Raw genomic sequence first — 19295 nt, forward strand, 5'->3', positions numbered from 1 at the left:
TATCCGTATTTCATCCTGATATCTCTTTTACATCGCTCAATGTGATTGCTTGAATAAACCTTTTTCGCCATGTTGTAAGCACCTTTTCGTATCTTCTAGAAAAAAATCACTCCTCGAGAAACATATTGCTGTGATTAAATGATAGAAAAAAAGCAGAAAACCCTTGCCGCAAGTGGCAAGGGTCAAATGTAATTATGTAGTGTATGTGGGTCTATTACCTTTTTTTATTGAAACCTTAATCATATAAATATATAAAGAAATTACGATATGAAAATTTCTTGTATGACAGTCTTGAAATTAGGAACCTATACCGTGATCCATTGGCTTTATAATAGCATCAGGAAAAGTCGTTGAAATTTGTCCACTCCAGAAAGTAAAACTAAAGAAACTTATTACTAAGATGGCAGAGATTAAGCCTCTCATGTACTCTAACCTCCTCCAAAATTTTTTTGTAACAGTTTAGTTGGCCTTCTGTAGCTTGTTCTCTGCATAATTCAAACAAGGCAACTCCCTGAGCAAACATACTACTGTTGTTAATAGTAACTGATAAATTGAGACTCTGTAAAGTATTTTGAATACACTGATCTGACAAGCCTTTATCTAAATAATACAGGGATAAATGATAATGAAAATGTAATCTTCTTCCTAATGCAATAATATCATCATATTCGTTGAATTTTGATATTTCTTCAGATAATTCCTCTAGGGTTTTATCTATAGAAAAACCGTATTTATTTGCTGTCCCTACGATAATCGCCAATCCAAATAGAACTTCACGAGGATGTGAGGCTAAATAATGTGTATATTCCGTTAATTTGTGATTATGACCCATGAGCATATCCAACATATACGAATTAGCTACTGCAAACATTTTAAACTTATTCATTTCCTCTATTCCAATAATATCCAGACCTTTAAACCAAGACAAATCAGAATATCCATCAATATATTTTCTAGAGTCTTCATAGAAACCCTGCTTCTCATATTCAGTTGCTTTTAAAAGGAACCCCTGACCATAATACACTACCAAGTGTCGCTCTGTATTCAAAGAAGTCTTTTCTCGCTTACTCGTTTTTCTTTGATTCTGCTCCTGATAAACGACCTTTGCTAATACGATTAACTCGTCAGCGCACTCCCCCATTCGTTTCCAGTCACTCAATGTATAATATGTGTTTGCCAATTGTAATAGTCCATCTAACTGGAAATGTACAGGCAAACGATTTCGAAACTGTAAAAACCGTGTGGCTGCATCTCTATTTTTCTGCAAGTCTTGACCCAAGGCGGCACGAAACAGCCGATACTGGCTAATCGCCAAGGTTTCGGAATGCTGGTGTTTCTCATGTTCAGCCACACACTCATAGAACAGCACCGCCCCCTGCTGATTTCCCGCTGCGTGTACCTTCTCTGCAATTTCGAACACTAGAGAAAGTTGATTTAGATTCTCCATTAAACGAGATAATACTCGTTCTATACATTCAGTTTTCCCAAGCTCTGCACAACGCAGCAAAAAAGGTTCCACCCGACGACGATCCGTCTTTCCTGTAATAAAGCATTCATCCACGTAACACTCATACAGCCATCCCTCTGGTTTACCTAAAGCCTGGATCATACTATCAAAATGTCGCATCGGTAGAGGATATTTATGGGAATCGTGATTGAGCAATAAACTAAGGTAGCTACCCCTTATTTCTGTTGCTTTCGAGAAACCGCCTAGCGTAAAGCCTTCTTCTTGCATACACTTTCGTATTTCTGAACGAATCACAATGGCTTGTTCCAATGAATATGTCGCCTCCAGTAATGATTTTAAAATTTCATTTAGAGAACCTACTTTTTTACGTAATATTCCGATTATAGAATTTACCTAGAAATAATGTCAATTATACCCACGATGAAGTTGCAATTTTCAATGAAAATCTATTTTCGATAATTATTTTATCTCATGGTACGCTTTGAATAACCAATTAGCAACCAATCAAGACTAATTTTTCAACCTATATACATAAAGAAGGTGAATCATGTTGGACAACAATAAAAACACCCTGTAACGCCCTTCGGATGGACGATCAAGCAGAAGCTTGTGGAAAGGCAACTGGATCAGAAAACGTTTGTGAGACGTACCAAATTCCGCCTTCTCGTCTGTCGAATCTCATTCACGGTACAAGAAAAGCCAAACGACACAGGAAAATAGTATCCCAATTACTTGGCATTCAGGACGAGTCATAGAAACCTATCGTACATAGAGGGGAGACTTTGAACATGCGATATTTTCACAAGCATCAGCCTGAACAGTGTGTGCTCTGCCATTCGACCGATTCGATCATTATTTCCAAGGGTGCGTTCATTTGTGCCCACTGTTACCTCAAAAGCATTTACAAATATCATAATAAACTACGGGGTTACCCTCGCTCCAAGGTGATTTTTCTGGTAAAACAGTACATCAATCAGGATGAATAAACGTGCTGCTTCACAGATGGGTATACTCCTTGCAAGCCTCACCATGCTAATGACCCTTGTGATGACCCTATGCTATAATGTGGAAAGTATGGATAGTTACATGTACAGGAGGATGGGAGCAGGATGATCGGGAAATTTTTGATTTTCTCTCTATTATGGAGTTTGCTCGGCAACCCGTTTCTGGCGTTGCTCGTACTGCTGATTGTGATTTACATATTGGATCGCAGCTTTATCGGTGTATTACCCAGCATCAGCAAACCATGGAAAAGAAGGCGCAATGCTGCGCGGCTGCGTCAGCAGATCGCCTTAAATGCCAACGATGTGGCTGCCAAGTTCGATTTGGCTCGCATTTGGATCGAAAGTAAGAAATATCATCAGGCTTTGGAGCTGCTGCTGGACATCGAGTCCCGTTATGAGGGTTCCGCAGATTATTGGAATGCACGGGGAACGGCTGAGGTTCATACGGGGCACATCGAGGATGGAGAACCGCATTTACTGAAAGCACTGGACATTAACCCACGGGTTCAATACGGTGAGCCTTATTTGCATTTGGCCGCAGCTTTCAAGGAACGTGACGTAAACAAGGCGCTGCATTATCTACACCAGTTTCAGGAGATTCAGTCTTCTTCCAGCGAGGGCTATTATCTGACAGGCTTGATGTATCGTTTGCTGGGACGCAAAGACGAGGCCACGGCAGCTTTTAACCAGTCTATCGCTGTCTACCGCTCCCTGCCCAAATACCGCAAACGAAGTGAACGCAAGTGGGCTGTACGCAGCTTATTCCGTAAATTAATCGGCTAGAAAGGGCTGGATTTTATATGGACGACCTTTCTCCTCTCATGAGAAAGGTCGGTTTTACGTTTCATCCACATAACACCTCCATCGATCTGGATCGGTATTTTGATCCTTAGGATGAGAGGTGTTTTTTTATAAACAGTTGTTGACATGCCAAAGATTGGGTCCTATAATCCGTTTATAAACTCTTAAGTTTATATATAAACTCTTAAGTACAAAATTAGGAAGGATGATCATCTTGTTGAAACACGGTCTCTACATATCTGCTATATTCATTCTTCTGTTCACCTCAGCCTGCTCATCTACAGGATCGAGTGATCATGAAGCAGCAGAACAACAAAACCAAAAGGTTGAAGCAATGATCGTTAAAAAAGAGCCACTGTCTGCGTCTTTTGACCTTTCAGGCACACTACAGCCCTATGAAGATACCATTGTATCTTTTGAGTTATCTGGACTGGTACGCGATACCCTTGTAAATGTGGGAGATCCCGTATCCCAGGGGCAGATCATGACCAGGCTGGATTCATCCAGCTATCAGCTCCAACTGGAGCAAGCCAATACAGCCATTCTTGAAGCACAAGCGGGTATCAAAAATGCTACAGCCGCCATTTCAAGCGCAGATGCCTCCATCCAATCCGCCGATGCGCAAAAGGCAGCAGCTCAGGCCGGAGTTAACAAAGTGAATAAAGGAGCCAGAGAGCAGGAAAAGGCACAGGTGCGCACCAAAGTGCAAAGAGCACAATCCGCTTTGACTAAAGTACAGGCTACTGCTGAACGCACCAAGCTTTTATATGATCAGGGAGCTGCAACCAAAAACGATAATGAAAATGCGCAGCTCGCTTTGACCAATGCCACCAAGGACCTTGAGGATGCACAAGAAGCCCTCTCCTTAATCCAGGAGGGAGCAACATTAGAAGATCGGCAATCGGCAGCATCCAGTTTACAGCAAGCCCAAGCCGGGAAAGAATCTGCCATCGCCGCGAAGGAACAGGCTGTAGCCTCCAAGGATAACTCTGCTGCGGCATACCAGCAAGCGGTCATTGCCAAAAAGCAGGCCGAACTTTCCCTCTCCAAGACAGCTTTAAAAGCACCGATTTCCGGCGTTATTCTGGAAAAAAAGGCAACGGTCGGACAATTGGCAAGCGCAGGACAGCCCGTATACCGTATCGGACAAATCGACAAGCTCAAGGTGCTGCTCCCTGTTCCCGACCATGAAATCACGAACTGGAAGCAAGGTCAGACCGTCCAGCTTCAACTATACGATGAGAACAGAGAAGGAACGGTCAGCAAAATTTATCCAGCCACCAACACCAATACGGGCAGTATCAACGTGGAAGTGATTGTTCCTAACACCCAGCATGATTGGGCCCCGGGACAAGTCGTAAAGGCAGGCCGCCAACTGACCCAGAGTGAGCAAATTTTGCTCCCGGCCAAAGCTGTCATTAATAACGGTACAGATACTTTTGTCTATAAAGTGGTGAACAACAAGGCGCTAAAAACCATCGTGAATGTCGGTCAGATGTCGAACAATAAGCTCGAAATTACCAAGGGGCTGAATGTCGGGGATCGTATCGTTACCACCGGAGTAAACCTGATCTACGATGGGCTGCCCATTCAGGTCACGGGGGGAACGAGCAAATGATTGCATATTTTATCCGAAAGAAAAAACTGACCCTCTTTATTTTTATCATGGCGATTGTTGCCGGGCTGTATAGTGTCTCTCAGCTTCCACGGCAGGAAATGCCGGATATTATTAAGAAAACAGCTATGGTCACGACGCTTTATCCGGGGGCTACACCCCAAAAAGTAGAACAAACGGTTACAAAGCCTTTGGAACAAAAAATGAAAGAAATCAACCATATTAAAAAGATTTCTTCCACATCCGAAAATGGGCTGTCGACGATTATTATTGAAACTGAAGGCAACGCCAATGCCAAGGAAGCTTGGGATGAATTACGTAAAAAAATGAACGATGTCCAATCGTCTCTCCCTACAGATGCTCAAAAGCCTGTGGTTTACGATGATTTGAACAAGGTATTTATTCATTCCTACGCCATCACGGGGAACTCTGCGGAGCAATTATATCCATTAAATGATCTCGTGAAGTCTTGGAAAGATCAATTAAGAACCGTCCCCGGTGTATCAGAAGTGACGATTAAAGGATTACCCGATCAAGAGATTCAAATTCAGATTGATGCACAGAAGCTCCAGCAGTACCATATTAGCTGGGAACAACTTATGAGTGCAGTGCAAAAGGAAAATGAGCAATATCCGATAGGCAATCTGGATTACGATGAACGCACGTACCGAATGAATGTGACGCAGTCCAAGAATGCTCAGGATTTGAGTAAAGTCATTATTTCTAAAACAGAAAGTGGTACTCCTGTATATCTCAGTGATGTCGGCAGCGTTTTGCTTACGCATAATACCAGCAGCTACATGGCTTATTTTAATGGTAAACCAGCCATTACACTAACGATTAACGGTAACACCGGTTCTGACGTAGAAACGATTTATAGTAAAGTAAACGAAGAAATGCAGTTGTTAAAACCAGATCTGCCTAATACCTTTCAGTTGAACACGTTATTTTCACAAACTGAGTGGATTGGTCATATTTTTCATGGTTTGACTCGTGAATTGCTGTTTGCTATTGCGGCGGTTGTGATCGTATGTACATTGGGCTTGAATCTGATTACATCGTCTTTTGTGGCACTGGCTATTCCTATTTCAATCGCCATAGGTCTCATTATTCTCCCTATGCTCGGAATAACATTGAATCAGGTTACGGTCATTGGCTTAATTATTGTAATGGGGATTCTAGTCGATGATGCTGTGGTGGTTAATGATAATATTGAGCGCAGGATGCTAACGATGGGGGAAAGTCCCAAGATAGCCGCACTAAAAGGAACGAAGGAAGTTTCCATTTCCATTCTGACTGCAACCTTGGCGACAGTGGCCTCCTTCGCCCCGCTGTTCTTTATGTCAGGCGATGCAGGCTCCTTTATCAAACCGTTACCGTTTGCTGTTATTTTCACATTATTGGCTTCCATGCTCATGTCCTTTACCGTCATTCCAATTTTTAGAGAATGGTACGGTCAACGAAGTCAAAAGTCAGACAACTCCACCATGAAGCCGCCCGGACTTCTGGGCAAACAAATTGATGATCTTCGTAACGTATATGCCGATAAGCTTATTCCTAAAGTGATTAAGCGACCTGGATTATATGCTGCATTAGGATTATTGATCAGCACCTCACTGTACGGCGTACTTGCTTTTATTCCGATTGATCTGTTCCCCAGAACCAACGATCCGCAATTAAGCATTAATGTACGGATGCCGACAGGTACTTCTATAGAAGAAACCAAGCGGGTCACCGAGGATATTGCCAAATGGGTGAAGCAACAGCCTCATGTGCGTACGATCAGCTATGCGGCTGGCGGCGATGCTCCTCCGTTGTTTCAAGATATGACCGCTGAGGCCAAAACAGGCACAACCTTGGGGCAGATTGCTATTGTTGGGGAAGAAGGCGAGTTCGATCCGGATGAAATGGCAGAGAAATGGTCCACCGTCTTAAAAGATCGTTATCCGGGTCAATCCATCTCCCTGAAAATAGCCAAGGTGGGACTGCCTCTCGGCAAGCCGATTTCCATTCGGATTTTAGGCAATAATGTGGATCAGCTACGATCCTTATCTCAACAGTTAAAAGAAGACATGATGTCTATAGAAGGAACGCAGGACGTTCAGGATGATATGGAAAACGAAGGCTATACGCTGGATTTTCAAATCAAAAAACAAGCGATGGATCAATATCAGGTCAGCAATAATGATCTGACACGCACACTTTTATTAATGGGTAATGGCGTGAGCTTTAGCCGATTTGATACGGGGAAAGATTTGATCAATATTAAGCTGAAACTGAGTCAAGCAGACCCAAATCCTGAGATTTTGTTTCAGCAATTGAATGTAACTAATGCCAATGGTGTTCAAATACCTTTGTCCCAACTGGCTGAATTAAAGCCATCCTTTGCAACGCAAAAAATTAACCATTATAATTTAAAGCGTTCGATTACTGTAAATGCTGATGTTCGTGGGCGTACAGCTTCAGAAGTCATGAATGATGTGAAACTTAAATTGGAAGACATTAAATTCCCTCCAGGGTACTCTTGGGAAATCGGCGGAGAAATTTCAGGTCAGGATGACATTTTATCAGAAATAGGATTGTTATATGTTGTCGTCATTCTGTTAATCTTCATGCTTATATTCTTGCAATTCTATTCCTTCTCGATCCCATTCATCATTCTGACTACTGTGTATATGGCAGCCGTGGGCGGATTTCTGGGCCTGTTCCTCCTGAATACACCGATCACTTTTATGGGCGTATTGGGATTAATGACCTTGGCAGGTATTGTCGTACGTAACGGCATTGTGCTGATTGAGTTTATCGAGGATGCAAGACGTGAAGGAGTAGAACTGAAAGAAGCGGTAATTGCAGCGACCAAGGCACGTTTTCGTCCGATCCTGCTTACTTCGGTGACAGCCATTGTCGGTCTGCTTCCAATTGCACTGATTGGGGAACATATGTTTAGACCTCTGTCGTACACCATTATGTTTGGATTGATGTACTCGACCATTCTTACGATGTTTGTGGTTCCGTCCCTGTATATGGTTATTGCCCGCTGGAAATTAAAAAGACAGAGTGAAAAATTGGGGGTACAATGAAAAAAATAACGAGTGATGATATTATATTTGCCGCCCTTTCCCTGTTTTCTGAAAAAGGGTACGATGCCACCTCGGTGGATGAAATTGCCCGCGAAAGCGGGATGGTGAAGGCTTCTTTTTATAAATACTTTCAAAGCAAGGAAGAACTGCTGCTAGGGACGATTGCCCTGATTGAAAAACTTCTCAATAAAGATGCTAAGGAACTAAATCTCAAGCATCAGCTCCCTGCCCGGGAAAAATTGAGACAGCTTTACTTGATTGCGCTGGGCCGGATCTACAAGAATAGAATTCATTTGCTGGTATACTCCGTCCCTTTAATCGGTTCCAAGGAAGAAAAAATTGCGCATGCTATTGATCGTCTTGAGCATAATTTATCCAGCCTGATGGTCGATTTCTTAATAGATGCTTATGGAGAGTCCATACATGACTATGCGTACGATATTGTTTTTGTCGTCAAAAGCATGATTATCAATTCCTTCCGAATGAGCGATTCAGAGCTGTCCTCGACGGAGCATCAAACACTGGCTGAATTTATCGTCAGCATTACGGATATGCTGGCACAAGGAATGCTGAGCCCTGATGTTCAACATCAAATTATGTGGGGCCTCGATTCCGGATTATATGAAGACTCTGATCATATCTGGACCAAAGGAAGACAAATCGCCTATGTGCTTCAACATATGGACGCAGTCTTGAAACAAATCGAATTAGATGAAGCCATCCAGAATGAACATATGCAAATATTAAGCAGGCTACAGGGCGAACTGTCCGAACAAAACGTGGAGACAGCCCACGTTAAAGCCCTTCTCCTTTTTTTGGAACAGCTGCCTGCGTTACAGGAAGACTGTAAAAAGCTGAAAGCTATTTTAGAAATTTAAAGGGTTCCGTTCAGCTAAAGATAAAGGTCCACGATGGTCAGATACTACTGCCATGATGGACCTCTTTTTTCTTTTGCACATACCCTTCTACGCTCACCGCAATGGCGCATAGCCGAGCCGATCCAGCTCCTCCGCAATGACGCGATAGCCGCGACTGTTTGGATGCACCCGATCCAGCGAGAGCAGTTCCCTTTCGTTGCCCTCAAATGCAGGGTAAATGTTCGCCACCCGGTAATTCGGACCGCCCAGCGTAGCGAGAAATGAGTTATATTGGCGCACATATATCCCCGCCTCCCTCACGCCCGGAAAAGGATTATACAGCCCTACCATTCGAATGATAAATGGCTCACGCTGGCCGTATTTTATCTGATACAGGACATGTACGATTTGGCGTACATGTTCTTTCGTGCGGTTCAGTGCTTGCGGAATGGACGACGCAGACGAACCGGAGCCTCCAGCAATAGCGCTGGCGTATGGGCGCAGATCATTCCCGCCAATCGTCACCGTTATGAGTTCAGCTCGGCTCAACGCCGACCGAAAGAGTGGATTGTTGCGGACCATCGCCAGCAGCTCCTGCGATGTCAGCCCGTTGATCCCCAAATTCTCGTAACTGACTGGAGTACGAAGACGTTTTTCCGCCATCCGTCGATAGGTAGGCACAAATCCGCCAGTCAGCAGCGTCCCAGCACCTGTCGTTAATGAATCTCCTATAGCCGTGTAGTGGTAACCCATTGGAACCCACCTCCCCCGCTAATGCCTTTGCAACCAAAGGCACATCAACTTTTACATGAGAATGATGTCAATTCCTGACACAACATATCTTATGTAAAAAAAGAGACGCGGGACCCGGAGATTCGCTTATTCTTCGTCCATTTCATACACACAATGAAATTGCCCGCCTTTGGATAAGTCCTCCGATCCGTATACGGCAAAGCCCACGTTACGGAAGAAATCTGCTCCCTCTGCATCCGTGTCCACGGTGAGCCGTTTCGGATTACGTTCCTGAATGAGGGTAAGCAGCATACCTCTGGCATATCCTCTATGACGATTTTCGGGCAACACGGCCAGATGCCGGATTACGGTTGTTCCATCCTCCTGCTCCTCAAATCCGACAATACCTACAATTAGTCCTTCATCTTCCACACCGAATAGCTTCCAGTCATCCGAAGCTTGGTAAGTACGTAAAGCTGCCTCTCCGCGTTCAGGATGATCCAGCGCGGCGTAGGTTAGCAGCTCCAGAACCTCCTCACGATCCGAATCTGCTTTTATATTTTTAAACATGGTTCATCGTCTCTCCTTATAACCTGAAATGGGGATTACACTCTAGTTCTCCAAAATAAGCAACGGCCAGTTATCCAGCCACTGCTTCTCAAATACACGCTGACGAAAAGCCGTCGTATGGCGGAACAATGGACTTTGGCGTACCCGCATATCCAGCAGATCCTTTAATCCATGCGGACAAACGACCTCCATTTGATCCTCGTCATTCAATCTAACCGCTACCGCTGTAGCCGTCTCCGGCCAGCGGCTCATCGCATCCTCTACCGAAGCATAAGGAGCTGCCCCGTTGCGAAAATGCATCCGCGCCTGATTTTTGACAGACCAGTTGCGTCCCGCCTGCTTGCGGTTCAAGGACAGTTCAAGGTGCTCGTCCCGTTCCTCCAGCGTATTTTTCGGGTCAAAATAAATAACATCTATATCATTCAAAGGCGTAGGAGTTGTATAACCATGCAGCTTGTCCCACACCCGATTACGTACATAACCTGCGGCAATACAGCCCTGCGGCAGCCTCAGCTCTCGCACATAGCGCAAGTCTTCAAGCACCTGTGGATCATTCATATATTGTATGATTCGTAGCACATCTTCTTCCGACTTCATCCAGCACTCAGCTCCCTTTTTTATGATGACAGTTGCTCTACGGACTCTCCTCCTTGAGCTGCGATCCGGGCTGTACGCTGCGCCAGACGGCGGCGTGCGACCAGCAGGAATGGAATGCCAATCACGACCGACAGTGCAACCGGAACAAAAACGACAAGCGGCGCTGTTTGACCATAGATGTCCAATAGCCAGCCGCCAAACAAAGGAGCAAACACGCTACCCAGATTATTAAAGCCAATCGTACCGAAATAGGTCCCTTTATATTGAGCATCTGCAATTTGATCAATTAATACATCCAGCATCGTGAACAGCAGTACTTCACCCACTGTAAACAGCACCATATCCAGTATGAACATCCAGCCCGAATTTAGCATACCGCACAGTAACAGGCTGACTGCAATACATATATTTCCTGCAATCAAGGAATTTACCGGGGAAAAACGGCTTGCCAGCCGTACCAGCGGATATTGAAAAGCCAATACGCACACCGCGTTGACTGTAAGCATGTATGTAAACCACCGGGTCCCTTCCTCGAAGGATAAGGACAAGAATTGGGGCATCGTGGAATTGGAATGAGCATAACCCATGACGCAAAATATCGTCCCCAGCAAAATCGGCATAAACACCGGATCACGGCTGGCTGTGCGGAACGCCTCGCCCATCCGCAGTGGAGCCTCTCCCACCGTTGTCCCTGAATGCAGATCTGATGCATACCGAGTAAATTGGATCAACAGCAACACCCCGTACAACGCGTACACACCAGCCGCTACCATAAACGGTGTACCCGAGGATGCCGATCCTAACATCAAACCAAGCAACGGCCCTGCCACCACACCTACATTAATCGCCGCATATCTCATATTGTAGATGAGCAGTCTTTTCTCCTTGGGAGTTACATCTGATAACAGCGCCCGCGAGGTTGGCTCGAACAAGGATCTGCACAGTCCATTCAGAGCATTGATGACGAAAAAGGCCCAGGCCGCTTCAGCCAACGCAAAAGCCACGAATACAAGTGCCCAACTGGCGATGGACACCAGCATCACTTTACGTCGTCCGATCCGGTCGGAAATATATCCACCGTAAAAGCTGGCAAAAATGCCAACTAATGAACTGACCGATACGATCACCCCTGTATGAAAAGGGGATACCCCCAAGCGGGTAGTCAAATAAATGGACAAAAACGGGATACTCATGGATGTTGCCATCCTGCCAAATATAGTACCCGCAATAATCGTCCAGGCCAGTGGGTGAATCGAACGAAGTTGTTCTTTCATATCTGTTATCTATGTCTCCTTCTCCGCCCTGTCTCCAGAAAAAAACTTGCACACAACTTTTCCATCTGTGTGCAAGCTTAACAGGAAAATTCCAACGATTACTGACGAATATATCGTTCCAGTTCCCTACACGTTGCCTGATAAGCAGACTGAAGGGCAGCCAGCTTCTCTTGTGCAGCTTCAAGTCGCTTCTCCCGTGCGAGCTGCTCAATATCGGAAAATAACGTGGACAAACGCTCAATTCCCAGACTCACGCTACCTGATTTCAGCTCGTGAGCAACCTCCACTACTTTTGCTGATTCGTCCGCAGTAGCCAGTTCAATTAATGTGCTTATTTTAGCAGGTGTATCACTGGTGTACATCTCTACGAGTGAGGCCAGCAATCCCATACTGCCATTCTCGTCCAGCAGCATAATTTCATGAATAACTTCTTCATTAAGGATAGGCTCGGCAGCAGCCATGGGAAGCCATTGGATGAGCTTCTCAGACAGTCGTTCAATCATTACCGGCTTCGACAGATAGTCGTTCACCCCAACTTCCCGGCCCCTCGCTCTATCCTCCTCTGACACGTTCCCTGTCAAAGAAATGATTGGCACCGGAGGTAGCTTGCCCACCGCTTCACGCTGGCGAATGGCCCTTGCCGCATCAATACCATTCATGATGGGCATATGATGATCCATCAAAATACAAGCATAAGTCCGTTGAGAGGCCGCTTTTACGGCAGCCTCTCCATCCTCCGCGAAATCAATATGCTGGAATCCCAAGTGACGAAGCTGTAACTCGACCACCTGACGATTAACCCGATTATCCTCGGCTACCAGAATAGCGAGGGAATGACTATGCTCACGCAGCCACTCACCAAGCCCTGTCAGCTCGGCGGTTTCATGCTCCTTCACTTCGTCTGCCTGCCCTGTTCCCCTGACAAGAGGAATCTCAAACCAGAACGTAGAGCCTTGACCTTCCTCACTGATGACTCCAATCTGTCCCTTCATCAGTTCAACGAATGAACTGCATATCCATAGTCCCAGTCCGGTCCCTCCATATTGTGAAGAGCTGCCTTCCCCTGCCTGCACATAGGGCTGAAATAACTTGACCTGATCCTCCGGTGAAATTCCGATGCCCGAATCCTGCACCTCAAACCGAATACGCTGGGAACCCTCTGTTTCTTCTACCAGCTTCGTCCGAACAACTAGCAATCCATCGCTCGTAAATTTATTGGCATTGTTCAGCAGATTGAGCAAAATCTGCATGATCCGTGCCGAATCTCCCTCCAAATGGTCTGCTACACGGGAATCGGCCTCTATGCTTAGACGGTTTCCCTTCTGATAGATTTGCGGCTCCAACAACTGGGCAACGTGGTTCATAATCGCCTGGACCCTGACGCTCCCGATCTCCATCTCCATTTGTCCCGCTTCCACCTTGGATATATCAAGGAGGTTATTAATCATATTTAGCAGCACAGATGCCGATTCGCGTATGACACTGATCGCCTGCCGTTGATCCGGGGAAAGCCTGGATGAACCCAGCATTTCGATCATCCCGAGTATCCCGTTCATCGGAGTCCTGAATTCATGACTGACCATTGCAAGAAAGGTGCTTTTCAAGTCATTCGCCCGTACCGCTTCTTCCTTTGTCCGCTTTAAATCTGCATTGCTTTTGGCAAGCTGACGCTGCAAATTGACAAGCTCATTATTCATCGCTGAAAATTCATTCAGCATCTTTTCTTCTTCAGCCTTGCTTTTCACAATCTCATCTGTTAATTGCTCGATCGTTTTCCGCAGGACAGCCATTTCTGCTGCCGGTTCCTTCATATAAAAGGCCCCCCTTTACCCAATGACTCCTGGTTACAAATATTTCAAACTGCCTCACACCCTGGACGACAGCAGGTGTTCTGCTACCTCCAGCGCTTCCTCTGCATCAGGTGCACAGCCGTCCGCCCCTATTTCCTGCCACAAGCGCGGATCAAGATTAAAGGGCAAACCGCCGACCAAAATTCTCACATGACATGTAGCAGCATTTTGCCGAATGAAAGCAATCAGTTCCTTCACCAAATGGACATGGTAAGTCATGGTAGCTGAAATAGCCACCACATCAGCTGCTAACGGATTATCATTCGTAATAAAAGAGGCGTATTCCTCTTTCTTTCCAGTTTCCTGTATCCCCAAATCCAGATGCTGCAGCACCATCGTTTTATCCGGATGACGGAAATGTTCTACTAACGTCTCCTGAATCAATCTGAAATTGATCGTCAAATCTTCCTGTGTTATATCGAAGCCTTCCAACAGCTTTCTTAACCAGGAAACATACTGAGTAAATAGAATCGGACTGTTTACAATCACACTTTCTGCCAAATAATTCAAACTATATATTGAATCCTGCTTTGTTTTTACTTAACCGTTATCCCCAAAACGCTGCAAAAGATCCGGCTGTAATTCGTATTGCTTATTTGTGACTAGTTCCGCCAAATTTTCTGCTTGCAGCAGTAACGATTCACCTGCGGTATATTGCTGTATACTCATGTACAGCTCCTTCCCCGACAAGGCCGTATTTATATCCATAGACTGTAACTGGGGGAACATCCGAGCGTGACTATTTGTCAATTATACCTGATTTCCGCCTTTACATTAACCCCGCTGCCTAAAAATGCGTGTAAAAAAATAAAATACCGGAAAACCGGTATTTTATTTATAAGCCTATTTAACTCGGGTATTTGCAGCTTATTAGTCGTTACTTTTCTGTCCCTCAGCCGTTAGCCCCAACTTTTTTAACAGATGAATGACTTGTTCTTTCTCTTCCACAGATAATCCGTCCACTGTCTCCATAATAACACGATGATGCTGCGGGAATATTTGCTCAAAGAAATGACGTCCCTCGTCAGTCAGTTCTGCATAAATCACACGCCGATCATCTTGTGATGCACGCCGGGTGAGCAGCTTTTTTTTCTGAAGTTTATCTACGACGTACGTAATATTTCCACTGGAGATCAGCACCTTTTCACCAATTTTCTGCAAGGGCTGCGGTCCACGATAATATAACAGATCAAGTACACCAAATTCTGTTGTGTTCAATCCATGACTATGAATATCCCGATTTGTGCGGGATGTGACCGAATTATAGGCGCGAGCCAGCACAACAAACAAGTTAAGCGCCAAGTCCTGATCATCTGGTTTTACTGACATATTAACAGCCTCCGTTACTCATATCTTTATTCAAAGATATCTTAATTGCAAACTTTTGTCAAGTTCAACCCTTTTATCCCCCTGGTATGAAGTTGTATTATGCGAAAACTACAGTCTATTATGTAAAAAAGCCCGTCCCCAATCGGCACAAGAAACGCCTTCGGGAGAGCAGGGCTTTCATTATTCAATCCCTAGCCTCTTTCGTAGTAGCTTGTAAACAACCCTGCCAAAAAGCACACCCAGTACATTCAGGATCACATCATCCACGTCCATCGTGCCTGCGCCGAGCAGCATTTGGGACACTTCAAGAATTACAAGCGCGACCGCCACGGTCAGCAACAAGCTGCCTAATCTGCGTAAGGCCACCCAAATGATAGGCAGAAGGATGCCAAACGGGACGAAGACTCCGATGTTACCGAGCAAATTGACACCCCACACCCGAAAAGGAAGCGACTGTGCCGCCCTCACATATCGCCCGATCGTATCCAGCGGAACGATATTATATGAATATGGAGTACCCGGTCGTAATGTACGCCCAAAACCAAGAAACATCCAATATAATAACAGCCCCGTATATAAAATGAATACCACAAAGGCTACATTGCGAAGCAGACGTGCGTTAGGCATCACTTATTTCGAACGTCAATCTGTCCATTGGCCCGTGCGATAATAACCTGGTCTGCCATATTAATGAACAATCCGTTATCGACCACCCCCGGAATTTGGTTCAATCGGATTTCCAGCTCTTGCGGGTTTTCAATGGTTCCGTAACGACAGTCGGCAATATAATTGCCGTTATCCGTCTGGAAACGCTCCCCGTCCTTCATTCGCCACTCAGCCCGGCAGCCTGTCTGCTGTAATGCCTCCAACGTCCATTCACTGGCAAAGGGTACGACTTCGACTGGTAATGGAAATGCACCCAGCACCTTCACATCTTTGGACTCGTCCACAATAATGATTAGCCGGTTGCTGTTACTTTCCACGATTTTCTCTCTCAGTAAAGCTCCACCTCCACCCTTCACCAGAACAAGCTGCTCATTCACCTCGTCCGCTCCGTCAATCGTTACGTCGAGTCGTCCAATCTGATCAAATGGAACGATGGGAATTCCCAGTTCTCTGGCCTGATCCTCCGAAGCTTGGGAAGTAGCTACAGCCTGTATATGTAAGCCTTGCGCCACACGCTCACCTATTTTTTGAATGGCCCAATAAGCTGTGGAGCCTGTGCCCAGTCCTACTTTCATGCCGTCCTGAATGGCTTCTACTGCTTTTTCAGCTGCTTTTTGCTTCAAATTCATTATCATCTCTCCCGCTATATAGGCTAGTATGGTTCATCATTCATTTTATATGAAAACGTTTTATAAAGACACTGTCAGCTTCTTACCGTAACAAAGACTATTTTCATCCTCTTTATATTCTCCAAATCGTTCAATAGGCTCATATCCCTGCTTCGTATAGAGAGCAATGGCTTCAGGTTGAGCAGCCCCTGTCTCCAGCTTGATTCTTATAGTGCCTCGTTTACGGGCCTCTTCTTCCAGAAAAGCTAACAGACTGACGGCAATGCCTTGCCTACGATAAGAAGAATCGACATAAAATCGCTTAAGCTCCATCTCTTCCGCATCTATAGGCCTAAGTCCGCCGCAAGCAACCGGTTTTGCATCCGAATACACAACAGCGAAAATCATTTCTTTAACTTTCGGATTGGAAAAATCAACCAAGTAAATTTCATCAGCAGGATACCTTTTCAGCAAATCCTCATCCAGTCTTTGAATCAAATCATGCAGATCTGCATGATCACTTTCAACCTTTACAATCGTAAGCTTGGACATTCTCTTCATCCCTCTTCCTATGTCGTGGCTATATTGACTCATTTTGCAAGGAACCCGCAAAAACCGCGGCATATCAAGCATCTGTAATGCGAAATATGAAAAATGTCCCAAATTGACAAGTGCATTTGACTCTATTATAAAGTATGATGGTTTCTATTGGATACCTACTTGAAGCCTGAATTGAATTTGAATTTCAAGTTGAAGTATAAAATGGAATATACTGAAACACACACAGGAATTACCCGGTAAAAATTAAATTTTTATTGGGCAAGGTATTCATTTCAAGAGCTTATCGTACGACATATATATAGGGATACATACTTATCTAAAAAGGACCAAAGACCTATTAACAAAATTTCAAGAGGTCTATTACCTTAATTAATATTGTTTGTAAGGGGGACTAAATTATCTCATTCGATAAGCGGTTCAACACCATATACAAAAATTACAACCAGGGAGTGGAGCATTTTGAAAAAGTGGAGTAGCTTATCTTTCTTCACCAAGAACTTATTATTATCCTTCTTCAACATCGTATTGATCGGGCTAGTCCTCATTGTGTCCAGCTATTTGATCCAGCGTACGATTTTGATAGACCAGTTACATGGGCAAGTGGAAAAAATCACATTAAAATGGGCTGAGGGAATTAATGTGAATGAAGTATCCCAGGCCGTTCAAGAAAAAAACTATGACGGGCCTGTTCAGGCCAAACTTCGCGCTTATCTGGATAACATTACAGCGACGAACCCGAATATCTCTCAAGCTTATATCTTCGGAACAGAGCTGGAAGACGGTGACAAGACATCTATTGTAGCGATGCCTACCGCTTTGAGAGAAGCATTCGAAAAAGATAAACTGGGTGTCGGCGGTATGTATAAACAACCTTCTGTAGTTGTGGAAGGCGTAAGCCACATGCTGGATACCGGAAAACCGACGTTTACCAGCTTCTATGATGACAGCTTTGGTACGTGGACAACCTTGACGTACCCGCTTAAAGATTCAAGTGGCAAAATCTTTGCATATTTTGCTGTTGATGCGGATGCAGGCGCTGTACCTGCCGGGTTGACCAAGCTGCTGATCAGCGGCACTACAATTCTGGCTGCTTTCCTGCTCATCTGCTTGGCGATCCAATATTGGGTCGTGAAGCGTACACTGTCTCCTATTAAACAACTAATGTACGGTATCAGTGAAGTAAGCCGAGGAAATCTGGATGTTCAGATTCAAGCAGGGCAAGACGATCTGGGCGTGGTGAACAGCAACTTCAACGATATGGTAAGCCATATTAACAGCATTATGACCAAAGTGAAGCTGACAACTGATGAAGTGAATGAATCGGCGAAAGAATTGCTCGCGATCTGCGAACAAAACGGAATCAATTCCAATATCATCAATCAGAACATCAATGAAATTACGAAAAACATCCGTTCACAGGAAAAAGCAACGGGCGATAGCGCGCGTGCCATGGCTGAAATGGCCTCGGTTATTCAAAATATTGCTGCTAGCTCTTCCACTGTTGCAGAGGAAGCCGATTCGGTAGAGAAGCGTTCTAATGAAGGCAACGAAATTGTGGGTAAAGTTTCTTCACAAATGCATTTAATTACCGATACAGTTACGAACACATCCCGTATTATCAAGTTACTGGATAACCGTTCACAAGAAATTGGTAATATCATCGGTACGATCTCAGGTATTTCCAGCCAGACGAACCTGCTCGCCCTGAATGCTTCCATTGAAGCAGCGCGTGTCGGTGAAGAAGGCAAAGGCTTTGCGGTGGTCGCCAGCGAAGTACGCAAGCTGGCAGAACAAACAGCGGAGGCAACAAAACAAATCACACCGCTGATTGAAGAGATCCAAAGCGAAATCGGACAGGCTGTGAAGTCGATGGAGCAAGGCAACGTTGAGGCACAAAACGGAATTATTGTAGCCGGACAAGCTGGTGAGCTGTTCAATAGCATTCTTCAAGCAACCAAGACAGTGGCATGGCAAATTCAAGAGGTATCCAGCGCTACAGAGGAAATATCCGCCGGTACACAGGAAATGACGGCATCAGCGGAAGATCTTTCTTCCACTGTAAGCAAAACAGCCAGCAACAGTATCCACATTGTGCAGACGGTCGAGGAACAAAAAGCTTCGCTGGATTCCATCATTGAATCGTCCCATAAGCTGTCGTCCATGTCTGAGGAGCTTCAGGAAATTACTTCTTATTTCAAAATTTCGGACCCTAACCGCACCAAATCATAATTATCAATTATCTACTTTGAAACTTATTCAATAAGTAAGTCGTTCGGTAGTGCC

The 19295-nt window shown here is 44.8% G+C and carries 17 protein-coding genes and 1 pseudogene; 6 read left to right on the top strand and 12 right to left on the bottom strand.

All coding sequences use genetic code 11. The annotated features are described in order from the left end of the window. Positions 1–379 precede the first annotated feature (379 nt). Positions 380–1777, bottom strand: coding sequence for a DNA-binding protein (locus tag ASL14_RS01835; protein WP_134910230.1), 1398 nt, complete (start codon positions 1775–1777; stop codon positions 380–382). A gap of 285 nt (positions 1778–2062) precedes the next feature. On the opposite strand from ASL14_RS01835, the pseudogene ASL14_RS27645 reads away from it, so the two are divergent. From ASL14_RS27645 to ASL14_RS01860, 5 genes and pseudogenes are all read left to right on the top strand, one after another. Then, positions 2063–2223, top strand: a pseudogene (locus ASL14_RS27645) (XRE family transcriptional regulator). 354 nt (positions 2224–2577) lie between these two features. Beyond that, positions 2578–3255 (top strand): tetratricopeptide repeat protein, encoded by a 678-nt coding sequence (locus tag ASL14_RS01845; RefSeq protein ID WP_134910231.1) that lies wholly within the window; start codon positions 2578–2580, stop codon positions 3253–3255. Between the two features lie 223 nt (positions 3256–3478). Further along, a complete protein-coding gene (locus tag ASL14_RS01850) occupies positions 3479–4891 on the top strand; it encodes an efflux RND transporter periplasmic adaptor subunit (protein ID WP_442953211.1) in 1413 nt (470 codons plus the stop codon). Next, entirely contained in the window at positions 4888–7968 is a 3081-nt protein-coding gene (locus tag ASL14_RS01855) for an efflux RND transporter permease subunit (RefSeq protein ID WP_134910232.1), read from the top strand. Before ASL14_RS01850 ends, ASL14_RS01855 begins: the two co-directional genes overlap by 4 nt. Further along, on the top strand, positions 7965–8846 hold the full coding sequence (locus tag ASL14_RS01860; RefSeq protein ID WP_134910233.1) for a TetR/AcrR family transcriptional regulator: 882 nt from the start codon (positions 7965–7967) through the stop codon (positions 8844–8846). The genes ASL14_RS01855 and ASL14_RS01860 overlap by 4 nt, the downstream gene beginning before the upstream one ends. 93 nt (positions 8847–8939) lie before the next feature. Here the strand turns inward: ASL14_RS01860 and ASL14_RS01865 are convergent, their stop codons facing one another. From ASL14_RS01865 to ASL14_RS01910, 11 genes are all read right to left on the bottom strand, one after another. Continuing rightward, positions 8940–9578 (bottom strand): GDSL-type esterase/lipase family protein, encoded by a 639-nt coding sequence (locus ASL14_RS01865; protein ID WP_134910234.1) that lies wholly within the window; start codon positions 9576–9578, stop codon positions 8940–8942. A gap of 126 nt (positions 9579–9704) precedes the next feature. After that, complete coding sequence (locus ASL14_RS01870) at positions 9705–10127, bottom strand: GNAT family N-acetyltransferase (protein WP_134910235.1); 423 nt, start codon at positions 10125–10127, stop codon at positions 9705–9707. 42 nt (positions 10128–10169) lie between these two features. Beyond that, the gene (locus ASL14_RS01875; protein ID WP_134910236.1) at positions 10170–10724 is read right to left on the bottom strand and encodes a nucleotidyltransferase family protein; all 555 of its coding nucleotides are present in this window, start codon (positions 10722–10724) and stop codon (positions 10170–10172) included. A 20-nt stretch (positions 10725–10744) separates the two neighbouring features. Then, complete coding sequence (locus ASL14_RS01880; protein WP_134910237.1) at positions 10745–11998, bottom strand: MDR family MFS transporter; 1254 nt, start codon at positions 11996–11998, stop codon at positions 10745–10747. Positions 11999–12096: 98 nt separating this feature from the next. Then, positions 12097–13809: an ATP-binding protein gene (locus ASL14_RS01885; protein ID WP_134910238.1), complete on the bottom strand. Its 1713-nt coding sequence runs from the start codon at positions 13807–13809 to the stop codon at positions 12097–12099. A gap of 54 nt (positions 13810–13863) precedes the next feature. Next, entirely contained in the window at positions 13864–14358 is a 495-nt protein-coding gene (locus ASL14_RS01890) for a cobalamin B12-binding domain-containing protein (protein WP_223264162.1), read from the bottom strand. A gap of 30 nt (positions 14359–14388) precedes the next feature. After that, positions 14389–14517: a hypothetical protein gene (locus ASL14_RS29040; RefSeq protein ID WP_257721138.1), complete on the bottom strand. Its 129-nt coding sequence runs from the start codon at positions 14515–14517 to the stop codon at positions 14389–14391. 201 nt (positions 14518–14718) lie between these two features. After that, a complete protein-coding gene (locus tag ASL14_RS01895) occupies positions 14719–15177 on the bottom strand; it encodes a MarR family winged helix-turn-helix transcriptional regulator (RefSeq protein WP_044648507.1) in 459 nt (152 codons plus the stop codon). Between the two features lie 180 nt (positions 15178–15357). Further along, positions 15358–15804, bottom strand: coding sequence for a VanZ family protein (locus tag ASL14_RS01900; protein WP_134914341.1), 447 nt, complete (start codon positions 15802–15804; stop codon positions 15358–15360). Beyond that, positions 15804–16472 carry a ribose-5-phosphate isomerase RpiA gene (rpiA, locus tag ASL14_RS01905; protein ID WP_134910239.1) on the bottom strand — a complete coding sequence of 223 codons (669 nt, stop codon included), beginning with the start codon at positions 16470–16472 and terminating at the stop codon, positions 15804–15806. The genes ASL14_RS01900 and rpiA overlap by 1 nt, the downstream gene beginning before the upstream one ends. A gap of 60 nt (positions 16473–16532) precedes the next feature. Beyond that, positions 16533–17003: a GNAT family N-acetyltransferase gene (locus tag ASL14_RS01910; RefSeq protein ID WP_134910240.1), complete on the bottom strand. Its 471-nt coding sequence runs from the start codon at positions 17001–17003 to the stop codon at positions 16533–16535. Positions 17004–17471: 468 nt separating this feature from the next. On the opposite strand from ASL14_RS01910, the gene ASL14_RS01915 reads away from it, so the two are divergent. Next, on the top strand, positions 17472–19241 hold the full coding sequence (locus ASL14_RS01915; RefSeq protein WP_134910241.1) for a methyl-accepting chemotaxis protein: 1770 nt from the start codon (positions 17472–17474) through the stop codon (positions 19239–19241). Positions 19242–19295 lie beyond the last annotated feature (54 nt).

This window comes from Paenibacillus sp. IHB B 3084 (assembly GCF_001447315.1).
Classification (GTDB): domain Bacteria; phylum Bacillota; class Bacilli; order Paenibacillales; family Paenibacillaceae; genus Paenibacillus.

Coding starts and splice junctions, on each gene's coding strand:
- ASL14_RS01900 (WP_134914341.1), bottom strand. CDS start 15,804: ATGCCTAACGCACGTCTGCTTCGCAATGTAGCCTTTGTGGTATTCATT.
- ASL14_RS01885 (WP_134910238.1), bottom strand. CDS start 13,809: ATGAAGGAACCGGCAGCAGAAATGGCTGTCCTGCGGAAAACGATCGAG.
- ASL14_RS01895 (WP_044648507.1), bottom strand. CDS start 15,177: ATGTCAGTAAAACCAGATGATCAGGACTTGGCGCTTAACTTGTTTGTT.
- ASL14_RS01880 (WP_134910237.1), bottom strand. CDS start 11,998: ATGAAAGAACAACTTCGTTCGATTCACCCACTGGCCTGGACGATTATT.
- ASL14_RS01910 (WP_134910240.1), bottom strand. CDS start 17,003: ATGTCCAAGCTTACGATTGTAAAGGTTGAAAGTGATCATGCAGATCTG.
- ASL14_RS01875 (WP_134910236.1), bottom strand. CDS start 10,724: ATGAAGTCGGAAGAAGATGTGCTACGAATCATACAATATATGAATGAT.
- ASL14_RS01870 (WP_134910235.1), bottom strand. CDS start 10,127: ATGTTTAAAAATATAAAAGCAGATTCGGATCGTGAGGAGGTTCTGGAG.
- rpiA (WP_134910239.1), bottom strand. CDS start 16,472: ATGAATTTGAAGCAAAAAGCAGCTGAAAAAGCAGTAGAAGCCATTCAG.
- ASL14_RS01845 (WP_134910231.1), top strand. CDS start 2,578: ATGATCGGGAAATTTTTGATTTTCTCTCTATTATGGAGTTTGCTCGGC.
- ASL14_RS01865 (WP_134910234.1), bottom strand. CDS start 9,578: ATGGGTTACCACTACACGGCTATAGGAGATTCATTAACGACAGGTGCT.
- ASL14_RS01860 (WP_134910233.1), top strand. CDS start 7,965: ATGAAAAAAATAACGAGTGATGATATTATATTTGCCGCCCTTTCCCTG.
- ASL14_RS29040 (WP_257721138.1), bottom strand. CDS start 14,517: ATGAGTATACAGCAATATACCGCAGGTGAATCGTTACTGCTGCAAGCA.
- ASL14_RS01855 (WP_134910232.1), top strand. CDS start 4,888: ATGATTGCATATTTTATCCGAAAGAAAAAACTGACCCTCTTTATTTTT.
- ASL14_RS01850 (WP_442953211.1), top strand. CDS start 3,479: ATGATCATCTTGTTGAAACACGGTCTCTACATATCTGCTATATTCATT.